Here is a 23,414-nt window from a genome sequence, read left to right as displayed (position 1 = left end):
CCGCCGTATATATCCCCGACCCTAGACCCTTCACTATCCCCGGTGACCAGACAGTTATGGCACAGAGGCCTTTTCTGAGGCGTTTTCTCCCGAGGCCCCCGGAGCGGGAACCGCTCCCCCGCCGGGACCGCGTCCGTGCCTCCCCTGTGGTACGGCCGCCCGCCGCCGCCTGGCCTTGACGAACTCCTGGATGGGCCGCTCGACGAGCCGGTGGACCAGGTAGGACAGCACCAGCGTGACCAGCACGGTGACCGCGACGGTCAGCCAGGGCGCGAGCGTGTCGCGCAGGACGGGCACGAGCACGGCGGCGACCGTCGAGTGGAACAGGTAGAGGGGGTAGGTCAGCGCGCCGAGCACGACCAGCCCGCGCCAGCGCAGCCAGCCGAGGGCGCCCAGCGCCACCAGCGCCATGAGCACGTAGAAGATCACGACGGTCACGACGACCGCCCAGCCGGGCACCGGCATCGCGGCGTAGCCCACCGCGTCGATGCGGCCCTCGACCCTGGCCAGGGCCGCGTAGACCGCCAGCCCGCCGCTGAGCCCGGCCACGCACCACAGCACCGGCCTGGGGCCGTGCTTGGTCATGAGGAAGAAGGCCATGCCGCCGACGAAGTACGCCGCGTACTTCGGCATCACGATCAGCTGTACCCACTCGTTCTCGTTGCCGGTGAAGATCCCGGCCGCCAGCAGCCACACGCCCATGAAGACCAGGCAGCGGGTGAACGTCACCCCGACGATCACCAGGATCGAGATCAGCAGGTAGAAGCGAAGCTCGGCCCAGAGCGACCAGTAGACGCCGTTGGCGTCGGTCAGGCCGAAGGCGCGCTGGAACATGGTCAGGTTGACCAGGTAGTCACGCAGGCCGAGCTTGGGGTCCAGGGCGGTGGCCGCGCCCAGGCCGTAGACGGCCGCGACGACGCCCACGCTGATCCAGTAGGCGGGAAAGAGCCGCACCAGGCGTGACAGGGCGAAGGCGCCCAGCCCTCGCCCCCAGACGCTCATCAGGATCACGAAGCCGCTGATCATGAAGAACAGCTCGACGCCGAGGATGCCCAGGCCCGCCGGGGTGGCCGTCTCCGGGAACAACTTCGCCGGACGCTCCCCCCAGACCGAGGCGAAGGCGATGAGGTAGTGGAAGGCGACGACCCCGACGGCGGCGAGGAAACGCAGGAGGTCGAGTTCGGCGAGGCGGCCGGTTCCCTTTGCGGCCGTGCCGGTCATGTGCCCGCCGGGGCGAAGTGTTCACGCACGCCACTTGGACGGTGTTTCGATCAACCGGGTTCCCTCGGCCCGGATCTTGTTCCCGCTGTTTTCCGTGACCCGCCTTCCGGGCCTCGCGGCGGTTTTCCGAGGGCCCGTGGAGGGGACACGCGAAGGCGGCGCGCGCCCTCGGAGGGCACGCGCCGCCTTGGTGGTGCTTCTACAGGTACTGACCGGTGTTGGCGACCGTGTCGATGGACCGGCCCGCCTCGGTGCCCTGCTTGCCCGTCACGAGGGTGCGGATGTAGACGATCCGCTCGCCCTTCTTGCCGGAGATGCGGGCCCAGTCGTCGGGGTTGGTGGTGTTGGGCAGGTCCTCGTTCTCGGAGAACTCGTCCACGCAGGCCGCCAGCAGGTGCTGGATCCGCAGCCCCTTCTGCCCGGTGTCCAGGAACTGCTTGATGGCCATCTTCTTGCCGCGGTCCACGATGTTCTGGATCATCGCGCCGGAGTTGAAGTCCTTGAAGTACAGGACCTCCTTGTCACCGTTGGCGTAGGTCACCTCAAGGAAGCGGTTCTCCTCGCTCTCGGCGTACATCCGCTCGACCACCCGCTGGATCATCGCCGAGATCGTGCCGCCACGGCTTTCACCGTGCTCGGCAAGGTCGTCGGTGTGCAGCGGAAGGTCCTCGATGAGGTACTTCGAGAAGATGTCCCTGGCCGCCTCGGCGTCCGGCCGCTCGATCTTGATCTTGACGTCCAGACGGCCGGGCCGCAGGATCGCCGGGTCGATCATGTCCTCACGGTTGGAGGCGCCGATGACGATGACGTTCTCCAGGCCCTCGACACCGTCGATCTCGGACAGCAGCTGGGGAACGATGGTGTTCTCGACGTCGGAGGAGACGCCGGAGCCACGGGTCCTGAAGATCGAGTCCATCTCGTCGAAGAACACGATCACCGGGGTGCCCTCGGAGGCCTTCTCCCTGGCGCGCTGGAAGACCAGGCGGATGTGCCGCTCGGTCTCGCCGACGTACTTGTTGAGAAGCTCGGGACCCTTGATGTTGAGGAAGAAGCTCTTGCCCGACTGGCCGGTCTTCTCCGCGACCTGCTTGGCCAGGGAGTTGGCCACCGCCTTGGCGATGAGCGTCTTGCCGCATCCGGGCGGGCCGTACAGCAGCACGCCCTTCGGGGGACGGAGCTTGTGCTCGCGGAAGAGGTCGGCGTGCAGGTAGGGAAGCTCGATGGCGTCCCTGATCTGCTCGATCTGCCGCATGAGCCCGCCGATCTCCTCGTAGGAGATGTCGGGCACCTCCTCCAGGACGAGTTCCTCGACCTCGGACTTGGGAATGCGCTCGTAGACGTAACCGGAGCGCGGCTCAAGCAGCAGCGAGTCGCCCGCGCGGATCGGCTGGTCGAGCAGCGACTCGGCCAGTCTCACCACCCGCTCCTCGTCGGCGTGCGAGATCACCAGCGCGCGCTGGCCGTCCTCAAGGAGCTCCTTGAGCATGACGATCTCGCCGACCTCCTCGTATCCGAGGGCCTCGACGACGTTGAGCGCCTCGTTGAGCATGACCTCCTGGCCACGCTTCAGCGAGTCGACGTCCACCGCTGGACTGACGTTCACTCGAAGTTTGCGACCGCCGGTGAAGACCTCCACCGTGCCGTCTTCCCTGGACTCAAGGAACACGCCGAAGCCGGAGGGCGGCTGCGCCAACCGGTCGACTTCCTCCTTGAGCGCGACGATCTGGTCCCTGGCCTCCTTGAGGGTGGCCACGAGCCGCTCGTTCTGGCCGGTTACGGCCGCGAGGTTCGCCTGTGCTTCATGGAGACGCTCTTCGAGAATCCTGGCCTGCCGGGGAGACTCCGTCAGCTTCCGACGTAGCGTGGTGATCTCCTCCTGCAGGAAGGAGACCTGTGCTGTGAGGTCGGCGACCTCCCGTTCGCGCTGCGCGGCACGAGCCTCGGCGTCGTCGCGAGCTGCCACGGCGTCACCTCCTTCCCAGTCGAGACCGACTACTCAAAACCCTACCCATCTGGGGGCTGTCCCTTACCTGGCCGAGCAGTGTTCGTATGCCTACATTAAGTAGGCACTTAACAATCCCTTATGGTGCGTTTAGTCCTTGGAGCATAAGAACACGGAGTTCTGTTCCCGCGTCACTCTCCGGTGCACCCTCGTGGCTGAATCGTCATCAACTGGTGGAAGAGGTGGACTCTTCGCCATATGCCCCCTTTGCTGGACGCCTGCGACGCGGTGGTGGGGTCACCCCGTCCGCCATGCGACGCGCGGTGACGAGAAACCCGGTGTGCCCGACCATCCTGTGGTCCGGCCGTACGGCGAGGCCCTCGACATGCCAGTCGCGAACCAGGGTCTCCCACGCATGAGGCTCGGTGAAACTCCCGTGTTCGCGGAGAGTTTCCACCGTGCGGGACAATTGGGTGGTTGTCGCCACATAACAGCAGATGACACCACCCGGAGTGAGGGCCTTGGCCGCGGCGTCGACGCACTCCCACGGCGCGAGCATGTCCAGGATGATCCGGTCGACGTCGCTCTCGTCGAGCGCGTCCACGAAGTCACCGACGACCAGGCGCCACTGGTCCATCGGGCCGCCGTAGAACTTCTCCACGTTCTTGGTGGCGACCTCGGCGAAGTCCTCACGCCGCTCGTAGGAGGTGACCCGGCCCTCGGAGCCGACCGCGCGCAGCAGGAAGCAGGTCAGCGCGCCCGAGCCGACCCCCGCCTCGACGACACGCGCGCCGGGGAAGATGTCGGCCATGGCGACGATCTGCGCCGAGTCCTTGGGGTAGATGACCGCGGCGCCACGCGGCATGGACAGCGTGTAGTCCTGGAGCAGGTGCCGGAACGCGAGATACTGGGTGCCGCCGGACGAACGCACCACCGACCCCTCGGGCCGGCCGATCAGGTCGCTGTGCGGGATGCCGCCCTTGTGCGTGTGGAAGACCCCGTCTTCCTTCAGCGTCACCGTGTGACGCTTGTTCTTGGGATCGGTGAGCTGAACCTGATCCCCGGCCTGAAACGGCCCATGCCTGCGAAAACCCATGCCCGCAAGGTTATCGGCGCCCGGCCGCCACCCGTCCCGCCGGCGAGGACCCGATGAAGGCCCGATGAAGGCCTCGACGCACGCCGGAGAGCGTGATCGGACCGAAATGATTGGTCCCCCTTCATGGGGAACTGATAGCACTTGGGGATGCTCCCACAAGACGTGATCCTTTCCCGGGACGTCGTCCTGCGCCCACCGGCCGAGACCGACGTCGAGTCGATCGCCCGCGCCTGCGACGACCCTCGGATCAGCCGTTTCCTGCCGACCCTGCCGGTGCCGTACACCCGTGACGACGCGTTCGCCTACCTGAGGGCGGCCGAGCGGTCCTGGCGGGACGGCGGCGCCTCCTTCACCATCGCCGACACCGAGACGGACGAGTGGATGGGCAACATCGGCCTCAGGCCGCTCGACGCGCGCGGCAACGGCGAGGTGGGCTACCTGGTCGCTCCGTGGGCGCAGGGGCGGGGGGTCGCGACGGCGGCCACCAGGGCGCTCACCGAATGGGCCTTCGCCCTCGGGGTGCGGCGGCTCGAACTGCTGACCGATGTCGAGAACCTGGCCAGCCAGCGGGTCGCGCTCGCCGCGGGCTTCCAGCGCGAGGGCGTCAGGCGCTCGGCCGAGGCCCGCAGGGACGGCGGCAGGAGCGACCTGATCGCCTTCGCCCGCCTGTACGGCGAGTCCGGCGAACGCGTCCAGCCCTTCCTGCCCGCCCTGCCGGGCGGTTCCCTGTCCGACGGCGTGGTACGGCTGAGGCCCCTGGGCCCCCAGGATGTCGCCGACCACCACGCGCTGGAGAACCTGCCCGACGTCGTGCGCTACAGCGTCCCCCCGGAGGGGCCGGACATGGCCAGGGTCGAGAAACTGTGCCGGGAGGCGGGGGCGCACTGGCTGGCGGGCGAACGCGTCGAGCTGACCATCAGGGAGGCCGCGACGGACGCCTTCGCCGGGCACATCCAGCTGACCTCGATCGTCCCGGTGCTCGGCCAGGCGATGACCGGCTACAGCCTGCTGCCCGCCTTCCGTGGCAGGGGGTTCACCGCCCGGGCGGTGAACCTGCTCGTCGAGTGGGCCTTCGAGCACACCCCGCTGACCAGGGTCGTCGCGGGCACCGCCCCGGACAACCACGCCTCGCACCGGGTGCTTGAGCGCGCGGGCTTCACCAGGGAGGGCCTGGTGCACGGCCTGCTGCCCGGCCCTGACGGCACCCGCCTGGACGACCTGCAGTGGTACAGGCTGCGAGGGTAGGACCGGCCCCCTTCAGTCGAGCAGCGCGTGCAGGCGGTCCGCGACCCCCCTGGCGGTCGGCCGCGCGGCCATGTCCCCGATGCAGGCCCGGACGAGGTCGGCCAGCTCCGGCTCCAGATCGCCGCTGACCGACGGCGGCGTCGTGCTGACCCTGCGCAGGGTCAGCAGCGGGTCGTGGACGGGCAGCTCGCCGTACAGGCCGGTGCGGGTCATCGACCAGTGCAGCGTTGCTCCGAGCGACCACACGTCTCCCTCGGGAGAGGGGTCACCGCCCCGCAGCAGCGCGGGGTCGGTGAACTCGGCCGACCCGATGCCGCCCATCCCGGTCACCGTCGCGCCGGGCGCGAACACCTGCGACAGGCCCAGGTCCGACAGCTTGCCCCCGGTCTCGGTGAGCAGCACGTTGCCCGGATGGACGTCCCGGTGCAGGATGCCCCCCTCGTGCAGCGCCTGGACGGCCTGGGCCGCGCACGCGACCGAACGCAGGACCCGCTCCCGCGAGGGCGTCCCGGCGGGCAGTCTCAGCGAGCCCTCGGGTAAGTACTCCATCGAGTAGTAGAAGACCCCACCCTGCTGCCCCGCGTCGTAGAGCGTAACGAGGTACGGCGAGCGCACCGTGGCGAAGGCCTTCAGCTCCCTGGTCGCCCGCCGGAAGGCGTCCTTGCCGGTGCCGCCGACCACCTTCACCGCCACCAGGTCGGCCTCGACCGGCAGCCGCCGTGGTCTCCTCGCCAGGTAGAACTCGCCATGGTTGCCCGTTCCCAGCGGGCGGACGAACTCGTAGTCGGCGATACCCTCCACCGGCGTTCCCTTCGACGTGCCCCGCGACGCTCGCGATGATCTATTAAGACGGTAACGTCGCCTTGGTCACTCTCGGGGCTTTTCATTACTTTCATTACTTACGGGGAAGCGTGTCCCAGTGTTCCACGTTGATTTGCTGCTGCTCGACCTCGTGATCGTCCTCATCTCCGCGCGATTATTGGGGGCCGTGGCCCGGCGGCTCGGCCAGCCACCGGTCGTCGGGGAGATCGTGGCCGGCATTCTTCTCGGCCCGACCCTGCTCGGGCCGCTTCTCGGCGACCGGCTGTTCGGCGACGGGATGATGCCCCCGCTGCGCGCCCTGGCCGACGTCGGGCTCGTGCTGTTCATGTTCGTCGTCGGCATGGAACTCGACCAGAAGCTGGTCAGGGGCCGGGGCAGGACCGCGGTGACCGTGGCGCTCGGCTCGACGCTCGTGCCGTTCGTGCTCGGCTGCGCGCTGGCGCTCGGCATCGCGGGCGACCACGTCGACGGGGCCAGGACGCTGCCGTTCGTGCTGTTCATGGGCGCGGCGATGGCGGCGACGGCCTTCCCCGTGCTGGCCAGGATCATCACCGACCGGGGGATGCAGCGCTCCACGGTCGGCGGCCTCTCGCTGGCCTCCGCCGCGGTGATCGACGTGCTCGCCTGGACCGCGCTCGCCGTCGTGGCGGGCCTCGCGGGCGCCGGCGGGAGCGCCGGTGGAGGCGTCGGCGAGGGCGCGGACCAGTGGCGGGTCGCGCTGGCCCTGCCGTACGGGCTGCTGATGTTCCTGGTCGTCCGGCCGCTGCTGGCCCACCTGGTGCCCGCCAGGCAGCGGGCGGGCAGGCTGACCCCGGGGCTGCTCTCCCTGGTGCTCATCGGCCTGCTGGCCTCCTCCTGGGCCACCGAGTGGATGCATGTGCACTTCATCTTCGGAGCGTTCGTCTTCGGCGCCGTGATGCCCCGTGAGGGCGCGGAACGGCTCAACCACGAGATCCTGGAGCGCCTCGAACAGCTCGCCGTGCTCCTGCTGCTGCCGATGTTCTTCGTCGTCGCGGGGCTCGACGTCAACCTCCGCACGCTCGACCTGTCCAGCCTGGGGACTCTGGCCGCGATCCTGGTGGTCGCGATCGGCGGCAAGCTGCTCGGCTCCTACGCCGCGGCCCGCACACGGCTTCCCGGACGGCAGGCGCTGGCGATCGCCACGCTTCTCAACACCCGTGGACTCACCGAACTCGTCATCCTGTCCGTCGGGCTGCAGAAGGGCGTCCTCGACGAGGAGCTGTACTCGCTGATGGTGGTGATGGCGTTGCTGACCACGGCGATGACGGAGCCGCTGCTGCGCAAGGTCTACCCCGGGCGGCGGGTCGCGCGCGACATCGAGCAGGCCGGACGCGAGGCCCTCGGCACGCGCGCCGCCACCCGCGTGCTGGTCGTCGTACCCGGCTCCCCCGCCGAGCAGGTCCCGCTGGCGGAGCTGGCGGCCCTCCTGGCCCGCTCCGCCGCGCCCGCCGAGGTGATCCTCGCCCATCTGCGGCCCTATCCCGGCGGCCGGCTCGAACTCGGCGGGGGCCTGTCGTCGGAGCTGGCCGAGCTGACCGAGACGCTCCACGAGCTTGAGGTCCTCGCGGACGCCGTGCGCGCGCACGGCCCCGAGGTGAGGGTGGTGAGCCGCTTCAGCGCCTCCGTCGGCGCCGAGCTCGCCGAGCTGGCCGCGGAGGCCGCTCCGGGCCTCGTCGTGCTGCCCCGGGGAACCCCCGGGCACGCCGCGATCCGCGACGGGGTCGCCTGCCCCGTGGTGACGGTGGCCTCACCCGGTCCGCCGGGCCCGCCGCCCGCCGGGCCGGTCGCGGTGCCTCATGGGCAGGCCGGCGAGGACACCGTCCGCGTGGCGCTCACCCTGGCCTTGGCCTGCGGGCGCCCGCTGGTCGTCGAGGGCGGCGGCAGGGCCCCGGCCCTCGTCAGGCGGCTGACCCGGCTCGGGGTCGAGGTGACCGGCGGCCCGGTGCCCGGGGACGCCCTGACCGTGGCCGGGGACGGCGCCGGGCAGGTCACGGGGCCGGCGGCGCATCTGCTGGTCCGGGCAGAGCGGGACGCCGACCCGGTGGACTGGCCCGCGCTCGTCTCCGCGCTGCGCCGGACCCCTGCGGAAAGCCCTGTCGAGGTCTCCGTACGGAGCTGAGCGCGGCCCGCGCCGGTCCTCAGCGGTTACGGTGCGACTCGTAACGCATCGTGCGTGAGACGCCGATCCGCACGGTCGTGCCCGGCAGGATGGCGACCGGCTCGTTCGGCGGGATGTCGTAGAAGTTGGGGTCGCCCGGCGGCTGGATCTGGGTGCCGTTGACCGAACCCAGATCGACCAGGTTGACGTCCCAGCCGTCCAGCGCGACCCGCAGGTGACGGCGCGAGACCGACCCGTCGGGACTGGTGACCTTCGCGGGACGCACCGACCCGTCGGCGACCTCGGGGGCCCGCTCGGGGTCACGGCCGACCAGGTAGTCACTGTCGAGGCGGAGCGTCATGCCGTCGTCGAGCAGGAGCACGCCGAGCGGCGGGCGCGGTCCCTTGTAGGGGACGAGCGTGCGCTGGACCAGCGCGATGCCGCAGACCGCGCAGTACGGCACGCGCGGGTCGTTGAAGTGGTCGTTCTTGCAGTCGACCCCGTAGACCAGCGGGCGGGACTCGGCCTGCTGGTCCGCGGGCGCCGGGGAGAGCGGGGACTCCGCCGTGCCCTGGAGACCTCCCGGCGTCAGCAGCTCGTACTCGAAGGGCTGGTCACGGATGTCGGGGACGGGCTCCGGCTCCTCGTGCTGGGCCATGGCGGGAATCTGCGGCCCCGGATCGGAGTGCCATCCCTGGGGAGCGGACTGGTGCGCGGGCGGGCCGGAGGCGTAGTGGTCCGGGGAGCCCATCGGATAGGGAGCGGGCGGCCCCGGGGGCATCGGGGACGCCGCGGGCTCAGGGGAGGCGGGGGGCGGTGACGCCGCCTCGGGCACGGACCAGTCCACCGACGGCTGGGACCGCGCGGGCTCGGCCCACTCGGCGGGTGCCGGGACCGGCGGGGGCGCCGCCTGAGCTCCCGTTGAGGGCATCGGCTCCACGGCGGACGCGGCCTGCGGGAGGGCCTCGGCCACCGGCTCACGGCGCGGGACCCCTACGGGCTTCTGCCCGGGCTCGGCGGGGTCGCATAGGACTCCGCCCGCGGTGACCACACCGCTGTCCAGCCGGGTCAGCGGATGCGCCTGCCCCGCCTCCGGAAGGCGCAGCTCGACCCGGGTGACCGGGCCGGGCACCAGCCGGTCGGACCAGGTGAGGGCGTCGCGCCCGGCGAGCTGCACCTCACCGCCCTGACCGGTGACCGAGGCGAACGCCGGGCCGCTGACCAGCACGGCCACCCCGGAGGCCACCGGACCGGCGACGGCGCACGCCACGGGTTCGCCCATCACGACCGCGAGCACCTGGGCGACGCGGCGGGCCAGGGCCCGGCCGTCGCCGCCGGAGGCCGCCGTCTCCCTGAGCGCGCCCAGAAGGTCCTCGACGACGGGCTCAGCCGCGTCACACACCAGCAGCAGGCCCCCCACATGGGCGACCAGCCCGTTGCCTGGAAGTGGACGCACCACTCCGAAGCCCTCGTCGGTCACAGAACTCTCCCTCCCGGAAACGCCACCCGATGAACGGAACCCGCATCGGCCCGTCCGTCACCAGCCGCACCCAGCCCGGACGGTTGTGCGCGTCCGGAACACGGCAGGTGGGACCGGGTCAATCAAATCAACCGCATCGGACCGTAGCAAAAAGTACAGCAGAAGACCTTCAGGAACGAGGGCCGGAGAACCCGGACGGCGCCTCTCCCCCGGGAACCGCGGGACGGGCCCGTACCGTACCGTCTAGGCCCCGCTGAACACACGGTTCACGTCGGAGGTCGCCAGCACCCCGAAGATCTCACCGCCGCGCTCGACCAGGAGGTACTCCCCGGCGGGGCTCTCACGCATGGCGTCGATCAGGGCCTCGCCCGTCAGGTCCGCGGCCAGCACCAGCGACGGTTCGAGGTTGCGCGCCAGTGAGCCCGCGCTCACCCAGGGGCGGCGGTTCTCCGGGGTCGCCTCGACCGCGACCTCGTTGACGATCCCGGTCGGGCGGCCGTCGTGGTCGACGACGACCATCGCCCCCGCCTGCGCCTCGGTGGCCCGGCGCAGCGCCTCGGCCAGCGGCACGTCCGCGGTCACCGGGATGGCGCGCCTGGCCAGGGCCCGGGCGTTGACCTGCGGGATGCGGGCGCGCACCCGGGCGCTGCGCAGCGACTGGGTGGCGCCGAGCCAGATGAAGGAGGCCAGCAGGATCGACCAGATGAGCATGCTGGTGTTCGGCGCCTGCCCGCTGATCAGCGCGAGGCCGACCGGCACCGCGACCAGGAGGACGGCCAGCGCCCGGCCGACCCAGGCGGCGGTCGCGGTACCCGAGCCTGAGCTCTTGGTGAGCTTCCACACCCCGGCTCGGAGCATGCGGCCGCCGTCCAGGGGCAGGCCGGGCAGGAGGTTGAACACCCCGACGATCAGGTTCGCCAGCCACAGCTGGAAGACCAGGACGCCCGCGACCGTGCCGGGGTCGATGACCCGGTAGGCCAGGAACCCGATGACCGCCAGGCCCAGGGACAGCAGCGGCCCGGCGAAGGCCACCATGAACTCCCTGCCGGGGGTCTCCGGCTCACGCTCGATCTCCGAGACGCCGCCGAGCAGGTAGAGGGTGATGCGGCGGACCGGCAGGCCGTACATCCTGGCGACCACGCAGTGGGCCAGCTCGTGCAGGAGCACCGAGACGTACAGCAGCACCGCGAAGACGAAGGAGACGACGTAGGTCATCGGGACGTCCAGCTCGGGCAGCTGGGCGCTCACCGACCCCTGGAAGGTGAAGGTGATGAACGCCGCGACGATGAACCAGGTCGGCGAGACGTAGACGGGGATGCCGAAGGGCCGCCCCATCCGCAGTCCTGGCTTGTCCTGGCGCGGGCTGTCGCTGCTCACCGCTGGCTCACCGTTCCTCGCTCACATCGTCTTCAGGCCTCGATGCTACGCGCCATCGGGCCGCCCGCAGCCGCCCGCGGCCAACCTGGTCCTCCCGAGACCCCTCCGAGATCTCCCCGAGACCTCCCACCCGTGAGGCCCCCGGAAGGACCTGTGAGGTCCGCGTGGGGTTCCGCGAGCCGTCCCGAACTGTCGCCACCGTGACCTACAGTGCGGACATGCCACCGACCGAGCCCACGATCATCGGAGCGTTGTCGCCGTCCCGGGCGGGCGACTTCATGACATGTCCGTTGCTCTACCGTTTCCGGGTGATCGACCGGCTGCCCGAGCCGCCGTCACCCGCCGCGGTGCGCGGCACGATGGTCCACTCGGTGCTCGAACGCCTCTACGACCTGCCGGCCGCAGAACGCACCCGGGCCGCGGCGCTCGACCTGCTCGAACCGCAGTGGCGCAGGCTGCTGGCCGCCGAGCCGTCCTACGAGGACATGTTCACCGACGAGGCGGAGCTGGCCGCGTGGCTCTCCCAGGCGGCCGTCATGGTCGAGCGCTACTTCACCCTTGAGGACCCGACCCTCCTCGAACCCGCCGAGAGGGAGCTCTACATCGAGGCGACGCTGGACAACGGCCTGGTGCTACGGGGCTACATCGACAGGCTCGACGTCGCGCCGACCGGGGAGGTCCGGGTCGTCGACTACAAGACCGGCAGCGCGCCCGGCCCCGCCTTCGAGGCCAAGGCGCTGTTCCAGATGAGGTTCTACGCGCTGGCGCTGTGGCGGTTGCACGGCTCGGTGCCGCGCGTGCTGCAGCTGATGTACCTCGGCGGCCAGGGAGAGGTCCTGCGCTACGCCCCCGACGAGGCCGACCTGCTGGCGACGGAGCGCAAGGTGCGGGCGTTGTGGACGGCCATCGAGCGGGCCATGGAGACCGGCGAGTGGCCGCCGCGACCGAGCCGCCTGTGCGACTGGTGCAACTACCAGGAGCTGTGCCCGCAGTTCGGCGGCACTCCCCCGCCGTTGCCCGAGCGGCAGCCCGGCGACACCGTGCGCAGCACGAGAAGACGTCCTGCCAGGGCCGCGACCGACGAACTCTGAGCACCTCCGCAGCCCTCCGAGGCGTTCCGCGTCATCCGTGGGTATGAGTGCGATATCCACCCGCAGCAGGGCGGCGGCGGAGACTGGGCGCCTAAATTGATTGTGTGCGCAACCCCTCCGGCGTCCTGCGGGCCTGGCTCAACGACCGTCCACTGGTCCCCGACACGGCTCTCGCGGTGGCGCTCGCGGGGGTCGCCGTGCTCCTCCTGCGCGCCGTCCCGCCCCGCGAGGGGACGCAGGAGGGCCTCGTCGCCGCGCTGACCGTGGCCTGGTGTCTGTCCCTGGTGCTGCGCCGCCGCGCGCCCTTCTCCATGCTGCTGACGACCTGCCTGGCGGGGATCGCCCTGGCGACACTGGGCGTCGACGGGCTGCCGCTGTGGCCCGCGGTGCTGCTGCTGGTCTACACGGTCGCCGCCCACCGCGGCCTGGCGCTAAGCCTGTGCGCGCTGGTGTGGAGCCTGGTGTGCCACTTCGTCACGACGGTTCCCGGCGGCACGCTCGGCGACTGGGGCGTCCACCTGCCGGTCACGGTCCTCACCGTCACCATGTGGCTCACCGGCCGGAGCGTACGGCTGCGCAGGGCGTACCTGGAGGAGCTGCGCGACCGGGCCCGGCGCACCGAACGGGCCAGGGAGGCCGACACCAGGGCGGCCAGGGCGGAGGAACGCTCCCGCATCGCCAGGGAGCTGCACGACGTGGTCGCCCACCACGTCAGCGTGATGACCGTCCAGGCCTCCGCGGCGCGCCGGGTGCTGGCGACCAACCCGGAGGGGGCGCGGGAGGCCCTGTCCGCGATCGAGGAGATGGGCCGCACCGCGATGGCGGAGATGCGCAACATCGTGGGTGTGCTCAGGACCGACGCCTCCCCCGCCGAACGCAACCCGCAGCCCGGGGTCGCCGAGATCCCCGCGCTGGTCGACCAGATGCGGGAGGCGGGCCTGCGCGCGCAGCTGTGGGTCGAGGGCACCCCGGGGACGCTGCCGCCCGGGGTCGACCTGGCCGCCTACCGGCTGGTCCAGGAGGCACTGACCAACAGCCTGCGGCACGCGGGTCCCACGGCCCGCGCCTGGGTGACGGTACGGCACGAGCACGGCCAGCTGGCCGTCGAGGTCGAGGACGACGGCCGGGGCCTCGACGGCGACGCCGTCCCCGGGGAGGGCAGCGGCCACGGCCTCGTCGGCATCCGTGAGCGTGTGGCCCTCTATGGTGGAGTCCTGAGGATCGGCCCGCGCCCAGAGGGCGGGTTCGAGGTCAATGCCCGGTTCCCCCTCAAGGACGTGTGATGACGATCAGAGTGCTGCTGGTGGACGACCAGCCACTGCTGCGCACCGGCTTCCGTCTCATCCTGGAGGCCGAGCCCGACGTCACCGTGGTCGGCGAGGCCGGGGACGGCAAGGCCGCCCAGGACCAGTCGCGGGCTCTGCTGCCCGACGTGGTGCTGATGGACATCAGGATGCCCGGGGTCGACGGCATCGAGGCGACCAGGAGGATCGTCCGGGAGGCGACCGGTGGGGCGCACGTTCCCAGGGTGCTGGTGCTGACGACCTTCGACCTCGACGAGTACATCGTGGAGGCGCTGCGCGCCGGGGCCAGCGGCTTCCTGCTCAAGGACGTCCCGCCCGACGAGCTGGTGCAGGCCATCCGGGTGGTCGCCGCGGGAGACGCCATCGTCGCGCCGAGCGTCACGCGCAGGCTGCTCGACCGTTTCGGAGCGCGGCTGCCCTCGGCCTACCAGCAGTCGACTCCGGCCCGTCTGGACCGGCTGACCGAGCGGGAGCTCGAAGTGCTGAAGCTCATCGCCAGAGGCATGTCGAACGCGGAGATCGCCGCCGAGCTGGTGGTCAGCGAGACCACGGTCAAGACCCATGTCGGCAACGTGCTCACCAAACTCGGCCTGCGCGACCGCGTCCAGGCCGTCGTCCTGGCCTACGAGACCGGCTTGATCACTCCGGGCGCCATTCCCTAGCCCCGAGTGCCCGCAGGACGCCGGCCAGCACAGGGCGGGTGTCCGCGCGCCGCCAGGCCAGGGCGGTGGCGCACCTGGGACCGCCGGTGAGGGGGACGAAGACCACTCCGGCACGGGCGTAGTGCTCGTCGGTCCCCTCAGAGAGCAGGGCGACGCCCCGTCCCGCCGCGACCAGTTCCAGGGTCTCCTCGATCGCGTCCGAGCCGACCTCCCCCGCCACGTCCGTCACCCCGACCGCCTCAGGACGGCGAAAGGCCCGCCAGACCTCGTCCCGGCTGCGCGGCACCACCCAGACGCGGCCCGCCAGCTCGGCCGGCCCCGCGGTGGCGAGCCCGGCGAGAGGGTCTCCGACGGGTACGGCCACGGCACGCCGGTCGGTGCCCAGGAGCAGGGTCTCCAGGGCGTCACCCGCCTCCAGCGGCGGCCACACCACGGCCAGGTCGCTGGCCCCGGTCAGCAGGCCGCAGGACGGGTCGTCGAAGTCGAACCGGCGCAGCCGTACCTCTCCGCCGCGGGCGCGGCGCACGACGGCGAGCAGCCGGGAGGTCAGCGGGCCCGCCGCCTCACCCATGAAGCCGACCGTCAGCTCCGGGGTCTCCCCCGCCAGCAGCGCCTCGAAGTCGTCGGCGGCGCTCACCACGGCCACCGCGTGGGCCAGCAGCCGGTGGCCCAGCTCGGTCGGCCGTACGCCGTCGCGGTCACGAACCAGCAGCGGCCGTCCCACGGCGGTCTCCAGGCGTCTGACGGCGGCGCTCACCGTGGGCTGGCTGACGCCGAGCCGGGTGGCCGCCCCGCCGAACGAGCCCTCCCTGACGACGGCCACGAAGGCCCGTACCGCGGGCAGCGTAACCTCCATCCCGCAACGATAGCCTCCGGCTATGGGCATAGCCGGAGGCTGTTGAACAGGACGGGGGTCCTTCGCCGAGGATCGGCGCATGAGACGACGAACGGGCACGCCCCCTCCCGGACGACGGGGCGGCCTCCGGGAGGACCTCGGGCTCGCGCTGGGCGCGGCGGGCGGGGCCGCCGTCTACTCGGCGGTGTTCGGCGCGGCGGCGGTCGAGCGAGGCTGGTCCGTCTGGGAGGCGGTGCTGGCCAGCGTGGCGGTGCACGCGGGCGGGAGCCAGATCGTCGGGCTGGCCGCGCTGGACGACGTGGGAACGCGGGCTCCGGCGGTCCCGGGGGCCACGGCGGCCGCCTCAGTGGCCCTCTCAGCGTCCGTTTCAGTGACCGTTTCAGTGGCCGCCGCGGTGGCCACGGCGTCGCTGGTCAACCTGCGGCTGACCGCCTTCGGCCTGGCGCTCGGCGACGTCTTCCCGACCCGGTGGGGGCGCGCGCTCGCCGCGCACCTGGTCTCCGACGAGTCGGTGGCCGCGGCGGTGACGCGTGAGTCCCCCCGCGCGCGCAGGCGGACCTTCCTCGTCGTCGGGTCGGTGCTCTTCACCGGCTGGGTGGCCGGGACCGTCGTGGGCGCGACGCTGGGGGCCGCGCTGCCCGACGAGGCCCGGCAGGCCGTCGACGGCGCCGCGGTCGCGGCCTTCGCGGCGCTGCTGGCCCCGTTGCTGCGCACCCGTGCCGATCTGGCCGTCGCGGCGGGCGCCGCGGCGACGGCGCTGGTGTCCTCGTGGTGGCTGCCCGCGGGCCTGCCGGTCGCGCTCGCGGCGCTGGCCGTACTGCCGGGGGCGGTGAGACGGGCGTGAGCGTCGTGCTGTTCGTGACGGGGCTGGCGGTGACGACCTACCTGCTGCGGCTGGCCGGTGTGAGCGCGGCGGCCTCGGGACGCGTCGGCGGCCCGGGATTCGGCGCGGCGGCCGCGGCGCTGCCGGTGGCCCTGCTGGCCGCCGTGGTGACCGTCCAGGCGGCGCCCGGCGGCGCTCCCTCGGTCCGGTTGGCCGTCGCCGCCACGGTGGCCGGGCTGTGCGCCCGCCGTACCGGGTTCCTGCCCGCCGTGCTGCTGGGCACCCTCGCCGGGGCCCTGCTCCCCTGAACGCCGGCCGCCCCGTACGGCGGGGCCGTACGGGGCGGGAGGTCCGGATGCCTCGGCGCCCCGGCGCGTCGGCGCCTCAGGCGGAGACCGTCTCGGCCGGGGTCGCCCGGCCTGTCTCCGGGGCGTTCTCCGGGAAGTGGCAGGCCACCTGGTGCCGGGGGGCCAGCTCGACCAGCGGCGGCTCGACCGTCTTGCACACCTCCTGCGCCTTCCAGCAGCGGGTGTGGAAGCGGCAGGCGGGCGGCGGGTTGAGCGGGCTGGGCACGTCGCCCTGGAGCCGGATGCGCTCGCGGTCGTTACGCCTGGCCGGGTCGGGGATCGGCACCGCCGACATCAGGGCGTTGGTGTACGGGTGCATCGGCGTGTCGTACAGGGACTTGCGGTCTGCCAGTTCGACGATCTTGCCGAGGTACATGACCGCGACCCGGTCGCTGATGTGCCGGATGACCGACAGGTCGTGCGCGACGATGACGTAGGTCAGGTCCAGCTCGTCCTGCAGGTCCTCCAGGAGGTTGACCACCTGGGCCTGGATCGACACGTCCAGCGCGGAGACCGGCTCGTCGGCGATGATGAGCTTGGGCTTGAGCGCGAGTGTGCGGGCGATGCCGATGCGCTGGCGCTGGCCGCCGGAGAACTCGTGCGGATAGCGGTTGTAGTGCTCCGGGTTGAGGCCGACCAGTTCGAGGATGTCCTGGACCGCCTTCTTCGTACCCTGCTCGGTCTCGATCCCCTGGATGCGGAAGGGGGCGCCCACGATGGCGCCGACCGTGTGCCTGGGGTTGAGCGAGGAGTAGGGGTCCTGGAAGATCATCTGCATGTCCCGGCGGAGCGGGCGGATCCGCGACGCCGACATGTGGGTGATGTCGTGACCCTCGAAGTGGATCTTCCCACCGGTCGGTTCGAGCAGCCGGGTGATCAGCCTGCCGGTGGTGCTCTTGCCACAGCCGGACTCACCGACCAGGCCGAGCGTCTCCCCCTTGCGGACGTCGAAGGAGACCCCGTCGACGGCCTTGACCGCGCCGACCTGGCGGCGCAGCAGCCCCTTGGTCACCGGGAAGTGCTTCTGGAGCCCCTGGACGGACAGCAGGACCTCGGCCTCGTTCTTGTGGTCCTCGTGCGAGGTCACGCGCCCTCTCCCGTCACTCGCGGGCATACGGTGTGCCCACCGGCTCGCTGGCTACGCTCGCTCACGTGCTCTCCATCATCGGCTTGATCTCGTTGTCCCAGATGGACCGCCGCTCCGCGCGTGGCATGTGGCAGCGGACCAGGTGACCGCCCTCGGTCTCCAGCAGTTCGGGCACCTGTGTGGTGGACTTGCCCTCGGTACGGCCCGCGTAGGCGCACCGGGGGTTGAAGGCGCAACCGCTCGGGACGTTGATCAGGGAGGGCGGCGTGCCCTTGATCGGGAGCAGGCGCTCGGTCCGATCACGGTCCAGACGGGGCATCGACCCCAGCAGGCCCCAGGTGTAGGGGTGCTCCGGCCGGTAGAAGATGTCCTCCGCGGAGCCGTACTCGACGCACTTGCCGCCGTACATCACCAGGATGTCGTCCGACAGCTCGGCCACCACGCCGAGGTCGTGGGTGATGATGATCAGCGCGGAGTTGAACTCGCGCTGCAGGTCGGTCATGAGGTCCAGGATCTGCGCCTGGACGGTCACGTCGAGGGCCGTGGTCGGCTCGTCGGCGATCAGCAGCTCGGGGTCGCAGGAGAGCGCCATGGCGATCATCGCGCGCTGGCGCATGCCACCGGAGAACTGGTGGGGGAAGTCGTCGACCCTCCTGTCGGGCTGCGGGATGCCCACCCGGCCGAGCATGTCGATCGCGTGCTTGCGCGCGACGGCCTTGCTGACCTTGTTGTGGATCCGGTAGGCCTCGACGATCTGGGCGCCGACGGAGTAGAAGGGATGCATCGACGACAGCGGATCCTGGAAGATCATCGCCATCTTCTTGCCGCGCAGCGTCCGCACGTGGTCGGCACTGGCGCTGACGAGTTCCTCGCCGTCGAGCCAGATCTCACCGGAGATCTTCGCGCTGCCGCCCTTGTGCAGGCCGAGGATGCCCAGGCTCGTCACGCTCTTGCCGGAGCCGGACTCGCCCACGATGCCCAGGGTCTTGCCCCGGTCGAGCTTGTACGACAGGCCGTCGACGGACTTGACCAGGCCGTCCTCGGTCGGGAAGTGAATGCGCAGGTCGCGCAGTTCGAGGAAGGACTCGGGTGGCTGAGTCGTCATGAGAGCCTCACCCTCGGGTCGACCACCGCGTACAGGATGTCCACGATGAGGTTGGCCAGGACGATGAAGAACGCCGCGAACAGGGTCACCCCCAGCACGACCGGCAGGTCGTTGCCGCGGATCGCGTCGATCACCAGCTTGCCGACTCCCTGGATGGAGAAGGTGCTCTCGGTGAGCACCGCACCGCCCAGCAGCAGCCCGAGGTCGAGACCGAAGATGGTGAGGATGGGGGTCAGCGTGGCGCGCAGGGCGTGCTTGGTGACGACCGTGCGCTCCCTGAGCCCCTTGGCGCGGGCGGTGCGGATGTAGTCCTCACCCATCGTCTCCAGCATGCCCGCCCTGGTGAGCCGTGCGTACAGGGCGGCGTAGAGGAAGGCCAGGGTGATCCAGGGCAGCACGAGCGCCTGGAACCACATGACCGGGTCCTGGGTGATCGGGGTGTAGCTGCCGCCGCCGGGGAAGATCCCGAGCGTGTAGGCGAACACCGACAGGGAGACCAGGCCGGTGAAGTAGATCGGCAACGACACTCCGGCCAGGGCGATCGTCATGGCCGCTCTGTCCAGTGCGGTGCCGCGTTTCAGCGCGGAGATGACACCGATGCTGACACCGGTGACGAGCCACAGGACGGCGGCGCCGAGGGCCAGCGAGAGCGTCGCGGGCAACCGGTCGAGCAGCGTCGGCCAGACCGGCTGGTTGTTGTTGAACGAGAAGCCGAAGCAGGGCGCGGGGCACTCGGCCTTCTTGGGGCCGAGGGAGTAATCCTCACCGGCGACGATGCCCTTGACGAAACGCCCGTACTGCACGAGCAGCGGGTCGTCCAGGTGCAGCCGCTTGACGGCTCCCTGGATCGCCTCGGGTGTGGCGTCCCTTCCCACGTAACGCGACGCCATGCCCTCAGGGGTCTGTCCCAGGGCGCGCGGGATGAGGAAGAAGATCGCGAAAGTGGCCATGCTGACGACGGCGAGCATCAGCACGGCGGCGATCACGCGGCGGACGATGAAAGCGACCACGATCGTTCGGCCGGGATGCCCGGGAGGGTCGCTCCCGGGCATCGTCAGGCCTTCACCTGCCTTTGGCTAGCTAGAGAAGGACTACTGCTTGACACCCAGCCACGTGTAGTCGTACATGCCCCAGGCGGGGTGCACGTACGCGTTGGTGAGGCTGGCGGGACGGAAGATCAGCGTCTTCTCGTAGACGAAGGACATGAACGCGGCCGACTCCATGACCTTCTGGTCGACCTGGGCCCAGATCTCGTTGCGGGCGGCGGCGTCGGAGGTCTGGACGCCCTTGTCGAGCAGCTCGTTGATCGACTTGTCGTCGAGCTCCATCATGTTGTAGTTGCCGGAGGGCTTGATGGCCCGGCCGTCGACGATCTGCGACAGGAAGCCGAAGCCGGACGGCCAGTCGGAGCCCCAGCCGGCGATCATGATGCCCAGGTTGTTCTTGTGCACGAAGTCCGGCTTGCCGGCGTACTGCGCGCTCCAGTCACCCGAGGGGTACTTCTTGATCGTGAGCTTGATGCCGACCCGGTCGAGGGAGGCCTGCATCGCCTCGGCGACCTGGACCTCCTTGGTCCGGTCACCGCGGACCGCGATGTTGGTCGAGAAGCCGTCCGGGTGACCGCAGGCCGCCAGGGCCTCCTTGGCCTTGGCCAGGTCGCCCTTGTGGTCGGCGCCGTTCGGGTAGAGGTCGAACGGCTTGTAGCCGACCGTGGTCGGGGTCATCGCGGTGGTGCCGATGTCACCGCCGAGCGGGCCGCCCCACGGCGCCTGGGTGGCGACCTTGTCGGTGGCGTACTGCACGGCCTTGCGGCACTCGACGTTGTCGAACGGCGCGACCTTGGTGGACATCATCGCGTAGCGGTTGAAGGGCGTGAACGGGTTGTCCGTCGAGTCCTTCAGCTGCGGGTTGCTGACGACCTTCGCGCGGCCGGCGGGCTGCAGACCGGTGCCGCCCAGGTCGACCTGGATCTGCCCGGCGATCAGGCGGTTGTCGATGTCCTCGGCGTTCTGCTTGTACTGCACCTCGATGCGGTCAGGCAGCTGCTTGCGGGTGGTGTCGGTCGCCTGGTCCCAGTTCTCGTTCCTGACGAGGTTGAGCTGCTTGCCGACCTCGTAGCTCTCGAACTTGTAGGGACCGGTGGAGGCGACGGCCTTCTCGTAGTCGACACCGGTGTCCTTGGCCTGCGGCACCGGGGCGGACTGCGGGTTGGCGACCAGGAAGTCGAACTCGGAGAAGGGCGCCTTGAGCTTGAAGACGACCGTGTAGTCGTCGGGGGTCTCGATGCCCTTGAAGTCGTCGAGGTTCTTGTCCTTGTAGGGACCCTTGTAGTCGCCGGCGTCGAGGTACTGCGCGAAGTACTTCGGACCGTCGGTGAGCTCCGCGGTGAAGTTGCTGCGGGCGATGGCGTACTTGACGTCCGCGGCCTTGACCTCGGTGCCGTCGTCGTACTTGATGCCCTTCTTCAGCTTGTAGGTCCACGTCTTGCCGTCGGCGCTGACCTCACCGGGGGCCTCGGCCAGGTCGGGGACCAGCTTCAGGCCCTCGGGACCGGGCTTGGCCGCGTAGGTCATCAGGGGGCGGGCGTAGAGCCGGGTGAAGTTCCAGTTCCAGGCGTAGTAGGTGTTGCCCGGGTCGGCGGAGTCCGGCTCGTCGGTCAGCGCGAACTTGAGCGTGCCGCCCTTGGCGTCCGACGGGTTGACGACCTTGGTGTAGCCGTCGTTGTGCTTGGCGGCCGAGGCGTTACCGGTGCCCGTCGAGCCGTTGTTCGCGGGGGACGTGTTGCCACCGCCACCGGCTGTGCCGCCACAGGCGGCGAGCCCCATCGTCAGCACGGTGCCCAGCGCCGCGAGCGCCAGGACGTTGGTCTTCCTCATCGTGGTGGTACACCCCTTGTCATGAGTGACAGTGATATGGAGAAACGGTCGTGTTCCGCTATCGGGCGCGCGGGTCGAGGGCGTCCCTGAGCCCGTCGCCCAGCAGGTTGAAGGCCATGACGGTGATGAAGATCGCGAGGCCCGGAACGATCATGAAGTGCGGGGCGATCTGGTAGTAGTCCACCGCCCGGGTGAGCATGCCGCCCCACGAGGCCTGCGGTTCGTTCACGCCCACTCCGAGGAAGGACAGCGCGGCCTCGAAGAGGATGTTCGTGGGGATGAGCAGCGTCGCGTACACCAGGATCGGCGCCACGAGGTTCGGCAGCATCTCGCGGAAGATGATGTAGCCGTTGCCCGCGCCGAGCGAACGCGCGGCGTCCACGAACTCCCGCTCACGCAGCGACAGCGTCTGACCACGCACGATACGCGCGATGTACGGCCAGCTGAAGAAACCGATGATGAACACGATCACGGCGATCCGCAGGCCGTTGCCGGTCAGGCCGAGCGCCGAGTCGGGCAGCGCGCCCACGATGGCGATGGCGAACAGCAGCAGCGGGAAGGCCAGGAAGATGTCCATCAGGCGGCTGATCAGCGTGTCGACCCAGCCCCCGAAGAAGCCTGCCAACACACCCATCAGCGAGCCGATCACCACCGACATCAGGGTGGCGAGGAAGGCGACCAGCAGCGAGATCTGGGCACCCGACAGGACCCTGGCGAACAGGTCGCGCCCGTTGACCGGTTCGAGGCCGAACGGATGCTCCAGGCTGATGCCGCCCCAGGCGCCGCTGGGGGCGCTGGTGAGCGGGTCGATCAGGTCGTTGTTCGGAATGTTCGGGTTGTCACCGAACAGCGCGATCAGGCCCCCGAAGGGACGTTCGGCGAAGATGGCGACCAAGGTCAGGAAGGCCACGATGAAGGCGCCGATGATCGCCGCCTTGTCGCGCTTGAGGCGAATCCACGCGATCCGCCCGAGCGAACGGCCTTCGATGGCCTTTCCGCCCGCCCCTTCGAGAACGGCCTCGGGCTGGGCCTCCATGGCCTGCCCGGAGACATCGAGCGGTGCGGTCATACCAGTGGCCCCCTGGGTCCCAGACGACATTGTCCTATTACGCGTGCCCGGGTCGGGTAGCGCGCCTGAAGTCTATGGGCCGTTTGACGGTCCCGTGACGCAGAATCTATGGGCTGATCTGCGCTGACTAGTCCCCTGGCACACCATGTGGCTCAACTGTGATTCATGCGAAATTCATTTGTTTTGATCTTGAAGCGAATGTCCAGAAGCCGTTCGGCTTGTGTCTCAGATTTGTGACATTGCACCCAAGGGGTGACGCTGGGTCATCCGATCCCGCGGCGCTTGAGAATGGCCTCGATATCCGAGAAGTCGTCGTCGGCGGCGGGCGAGGCCCCCCGGGCGCCGGGCTTGGCACCGGTCTGGGCGCCCGGCTTCGCTCCGGCCTGGGGCTGGCGCCGCGGCAGGGGCTGGGTGGCCGGGGACCCGGCGGTGACCCCCGGCGCGGCGGGGGCGGCGGAGGCCGCGGGAGCCGCGGCCGCCTTGGGGGCGGCACGGCGGCGCAGCACGCCGGACACCAGGAACAGCAGCGCGGAAAGCCCCGTGACGGCGACCCCCGACCACACGATGGGGTTGAAGACCAGGCCGGTGAGGAATCCGGCGATGGCCGTACCCGCCTGCCAGAGCGCGGGCAGCGCACCGGTGAGGTAGGCCGCCATGGGCAGCAGCGACCAGGCCGCCCCTCTCAGTCCCGCGGCCGCGCCTCTGCGGCGCAGCGCCAGGAAGCTCAGCACCAGCCCCACCCCGGTGACCCCGGCGCACAGCGGCAACCACGCGATCTGACCGTACGACAACATGCGGACCGCCCCTCAAAGTCGGCTTACCCGATCCATCCTGGCATGTCGCGCGAGGACCGTTCCTCCTCCCAGCGGAGGGAACGTCCCCTAGGGGGCCG

The 23,414-nt window shown here is 70.4% G+C and carries 20 protein-coding genes; 7 read left to right on the top strand and 13 right to left on the bottom strand.

From position 1 onward, the window contains the following. Positions 1-54 precede the first annotated feature (54 nt). The 3 genes from ACIBVQ_RS30510 to ACIBVQ_RS30500 form a co-directional block, all read right to left on the bottom strand. Complete coding sequence (locus ACIBVQ_RS30510; RefSeq protein ID WP_399181659.1) at positions 55-1,221, bottom strand: acyltransferase family protein; 1,167 nt, start codon at positions 1,219-1,221, stop codon at positions 55-57. Positions 1,222-1,420: 199 nt separating this feature from the next. After that, positions 1,421-3,184, bottom strand: coding sequence for a proteasome ATPase (gene arc, locus ACIBVQ_RS30505; protein WP_352013094.1), 1,764 nt, complete (start codon positions 3,182-3,184; stop codon positions 1,421-1,423). 205 nt (positions 3,185-3,389) lie between these two features. Then, positions 3,390-4,259 carry a tRNA (adenine-N1)-methyltransferase gene (locus ACIBVQ_RS30500; RefSeq protein WP_352013095.1) on the bottom strand — a complete coding sequence of 290 codons (870 nt, stop codon included), beginning with the start codon at positions 4,257-4,259 and terminating at the stop codon, positions 3,390-3,392. A gap of 162 nt (positions 4,260-4,421) precedes the next feature. Here ACIBVQ_RS30500 and ACIBVQ_RS30495 point away from each other — a divergent pair, with 162 nt between their 5' ends. Beyond that, on the top strand, positions 4,422-5,504 hold the full coding sequence (locus ACIBVQ_RS30495) for a GNAT family N-acetyltransferase (RefSeq protein WP_362915847.1): 1,083 nt from the start codon (positions 4,422-4,424) through the stop codon (positions 5,502-5,504). A 12-nt stretch (positions 5,505-5,516) separates the two neighbouring features. Here the strand turns inward: ACIBVQ_RS30495 and ACIBVQ_RS30490 are convergent, their stop codons facing one another. Beyond that, positions 5,517-6,305 carry a protein kinase gene (locus tag ACIBVQ_RS30490; RefSeq protein ID WP_362777444.1) on the bottom strand — a complete coding sequence of 263 codons (789 nt, stop codon included), beginning with the start codon at positions 6,303-6,305 and terminating at the stop codon, positions 5,517-5,519. Positions 6,306-6,423: 118 nt separating this feature from the next. On the opposite strand from ACIBVQ_RS30490, the gene ACIBVQ_RS30485 reads away from it, so the two are divergent. Beyond that, a complete protein-coding gene (locus ACIBVQ_RS30485; protein ID WP_399181655.1) occupies positions 6,424-8,466 on the top strand; it encodes a cation:proton antiporter in 2,043 nt (680 codons plus the stop codon). A gap of 19 nt (positions 8,467-8,485) precedes the next feature. On the opposite strand, the gene ACIBVQ_RS30480 is transcribed toward ACIBVQ_RS30485, so the two are convergent. Then, positions 8,486-9,925 (bottom strand): FHA domain-containing protein, encoded by a 1,440-nt coding sequence (locus ACIBVQ_RS30480; protein ID WP_399181653.1) that lies wholly within the window; start codon positions 9,923-9,925, stop codon positions 8,486-8,488. A 243-nt stretch (positions 9,926-10,168) separates the two neighbouring features. Next, positions 10,169-11,260, bottom strand: a complete 1,092-nt coding sequence (locus ACIBVQ_RS30475) for a site-2 protease family protein (RefSeq protein WP_399181673.1) — start codon at positions 11,258-11,260, stop codon at positions 10,169-10,171. A gap of 260 nt (positions 11,261-11,520) precedes the next feature. Here ACIBVQ_RS30475 and ACIBVQ_RS30470 point away from each other — a divergent pair, with 260 nt between their 5' ends. The 3 genes from ACIBVQ_RS30470 to ACIBVQ_RS30460 all read left to right on the top strand — a co-directional run bounded on the left by ACIBVQ_RS30470 (position 11,521) and on the right by ACIBVQ_RS30460 (position 14,359). After that, positions 11,521-12,393 carry a RecB family exonuclease gene (locus ACIBVQ_RS30470; RefSeq protein WP_362777438.1) on the top strand — a complete coding sequence of 291 codons (873 nt, stop codon included), beginning with the start codon at positions 11,521-11,523 and terminating at the stop codon, positions 12,391-12,393. Positions 12,394-12,497: 104 nt separating this feature from the next. Then, positions 12,498-13,676, top strand: coding sequence for a sensor histidine kinase (locus tag ACIBVQ_RS30465; protein ID WP_399181651.1), 1,179 nt, complete (start codon positions 12,498-12,500; stop codon positions 13,674-13,676). Further along, positions 13,676-14,359 carry a response regulator transcription factor gene (locus ACIBVQ_RS30460; protein WP_352013102.1) on the top strand — a complete coding sequence of 228 codons (684 nt, stop codon included), beginning with the start codon at positions 13,676-13,678 and terminating at the stop codon, positions 14,357-14,359. Before ACIBVQ_RS30465 ends, ACIBVQ_RS30460 begins: the two co-directional genes overlap by 1 nt. Here ACIBVQ_RS30460 and ACIBVQ_RS30455 read toward each other — a convergent pair. After that, complete coding sequence (locus ACIBVQ_RS30455; protein ID WP_362915855.1) at positions 14,337-15,215, bottom strand: LysR family transcriptional regulator; 879 nt, start codon at positions 15,213-15,215, stop codon at positions 14,337-14,339. The genes ACIBVQ_RS30460 and ACIBVQ_RS30455 overlap by 23 nt on opposite strands. A 79-nt stretch (positions 15,216-15,294) precedes the next feature. On the opposite strand from ACIBVQ_RS30455, the gene ACIBVQ_RS30450 reads away from it, so the two are divergent. Next, the gene (locus ACIBVQ_RS30450) at positions 15,295-16,059 is read left to right on the top strand and encodes an AzlC family ABC transporter permease (protein ID WP_399181648.1); all 765 of its coding nucleotides are present in this window, start codon (positions 15,295-15,297) and stop codon (positions 16,057-16,059) included. Beyond that, the gene (locus tag ACIBVQ_RS30445; protein WP_352013105.1) at positions 16,056-16,346 is read left to right on the top strand and encodes a hypothetical protein; all 291 of its coding nucleotides are present in this window, start codon (positions 16,056-16,058) and stop codon (positions 16,344-16,346) included. Before ACIBVQ_RS30450 ends, ACIBVQ_RS30445 begins: the two co-directional genes overlap by 4 nt. A 76-nt stretch (positions 16,347-16,422) precedes the next feature. On the opposite strand, the gene ACIBVQ_RS30440 is transcribed toward ACIBVQ_RS30445, so the two are convergent. The 6 genes from ACIBVQ_RS30440 to ACIBVQ_RS30415 form a co-directional block, all read right to left on the bottom strand. Next, positions 16,423-17,472: a dipeptide ABC transporter ATP-binding protein gene (locus tag ACIBVQ_RS30440; protein WP_352013106.1), complete on the bottom strand. Its 1,050-nt coding sequence runs from the start codon at positions 17,470-17,472 to the stop codon at positions 16,423-16,425. Positions 17,473-17,533: 61 nt separating this feature from the next. Then, positions 17,534-18,577 (bottom strand): ABC transporter ATP-binding protein, encoded by a 1,044-nt coding sequence (locus ACIBVQ_RS30435; RefSeq protein WP_352013107.1) that lies wholly within the window; start codon positions 18,575-18,577, stop codon positions 17,534-17,536. Beyond that, positions 18,574-19,587 (bottom strand): ABC transporter permease, encoded by a 1,014-nt coding sequence (locus tag ACIBVQ_RS30430; RefSeq protein WP_352013236.1) that lies wholly within the window; start codon positions 19,585-19,587, stop codon positions 18,574-18,576. The genes ACIBVQ_RS30435 and ACIBVQ_RS30430 overlap by 4 nt, the downstream gene beginning before the upstream one ends. Positions 19,588-19,668: 81 nt before the next feature. Continuing rightward, on the bottom strand, positions 19,669-21,453 hold the full coding sequence (locus ACIBVQ_RS30425) for an ABC transporter substrate-binding protein (RefSeq protein WP_362915859.1): 1,785 nt from the start codon (positions 21,451-21,453) through the stop codon (positions 19,669-19,671). A gap of 58 nt (positions 21,454-21,511) precedes the next feature. Next, positions 21,512-22,522 carry an ABC transporter permease gene (locus ACIBVQ_RS30420; RefSeq protein WP_352013109.1) on the bottom strand — a complete coding sequence of 337 codons (1,011 nt, stop codon included), beginning with the start codon at positions 22,520-22,522 and terminating at the stop codon, positions 21,512-21,514. A gap of 263 nt (positions 22,523-22,785) precedes the next feature. After that, the gene (locus ACIBVQ_RS30415) at positions 22,786-23,316 is read right to left on the bottom strand and encodes a cellulose synthase (protein WP_362777422.1); all 531 of its coding nucleotides are present in this window, start codon (positions 23,314-23,316) and stop codon (positions 22,786-22,788) included. Between the last annotated feature and the right edge of the window lie 98 nt (positions 23,317-23,414).

This window comes from Streptosporangium sp. NPDC049376, from assembly GCF_044466505.1.
GTDB lineage: Bacteria > Actinomycetota > Actinomycetes > Streptosporangiales > Streptosporangiaceae > Streptosporangium.
Note: the sequence above shows the minus strand (reverse complement) of the source record. Positions and strands in the feature narration are given on the sequence as shown.

Bases quoted from the DNA above. Each gene is read 5' to 3' on its own strand.
- ACIBVQ_RS30510 (WP_399181659.1), bottom strand. From the start codon at position 1,221: ATGACCGGCACGGCCGCAAAGGGAACCGGCCGCCTCGCCGAACTCGAC.
- ACIBVQ_RS30500 (WP_352013095.1), bottom strand. From the start codon at position 4,259: ATGGGTTTTCGCAGGCATGGGCCGTTTCAGGCCGGGGATCAGGTTCAG.
- ACIBVQ_RS30475 (WP_399181673.1), bottom strand. From the start codon at position 11,260: ATGGGGCGGCCCTTCGGCATCCCCGTCTACGTCTCGCCGACCTGGTTC.
- ACIBVQ_RS30470 (WP_362777438.1), top strand. From the start codon at position 11,521: ATGCCACCGACCGAGCCCACGATCATCGGAGCGTTGTCGCCGTCCCGG.
- ACIBVQ_RS30460 (WP_352013102.1), top strand. From the start codon at position 13,676: ATGACGATCAGAGTGCTGCTGGTGGACGACCAGCCACTGCTGCGCACC.
- ACIBVQ_RS30455 (WP_362915855.1), bottom strand. From the start codon at position 15,215: ATGGAGGTTACGCTGCCCGCGGTACGGGCCTTCGTGGCCGTCGTCAGG.
- ACIBVQ_RS30450 (WP_399181648.1), top strand. From the start codon at position 15,295: ATGAGACGACGAACGGGCACGCCCCCTCCCGGACGACGGGGCGGCCTC.
- ACIBVQ_RS30435 (WP_352013107.1), bottom strand. From the start codon at position 18,577: ATGACGACTCAGCCACCCGAGTCCTTCCTCGAACTGCGCGACCTGCGC.
- ACIBVQ_RS30425 (WP_362915859.1), bottom strand. From the start codon at position 21,453: ATGAGGAAGACCAACGTCCTGGCGCTCGCGGCGCTGGGCACCGTGCTG.
- ACIBVQ_RS30420 (WP_352013109.1), bottom strand. From the start codon at position 22,522: ATGACCGCACCGCTCGATGTCTCCGGGCAGGCCATGGAGGCCCAGCCC.
- ACIBVQ_RS30415 (WP_362777422.1), bottom strand. From the start codon at position 23,316: ATGTTGTCGTACGGTCAGATCGCGTGGTTGCCGCTGTGCGCCGGGGTC.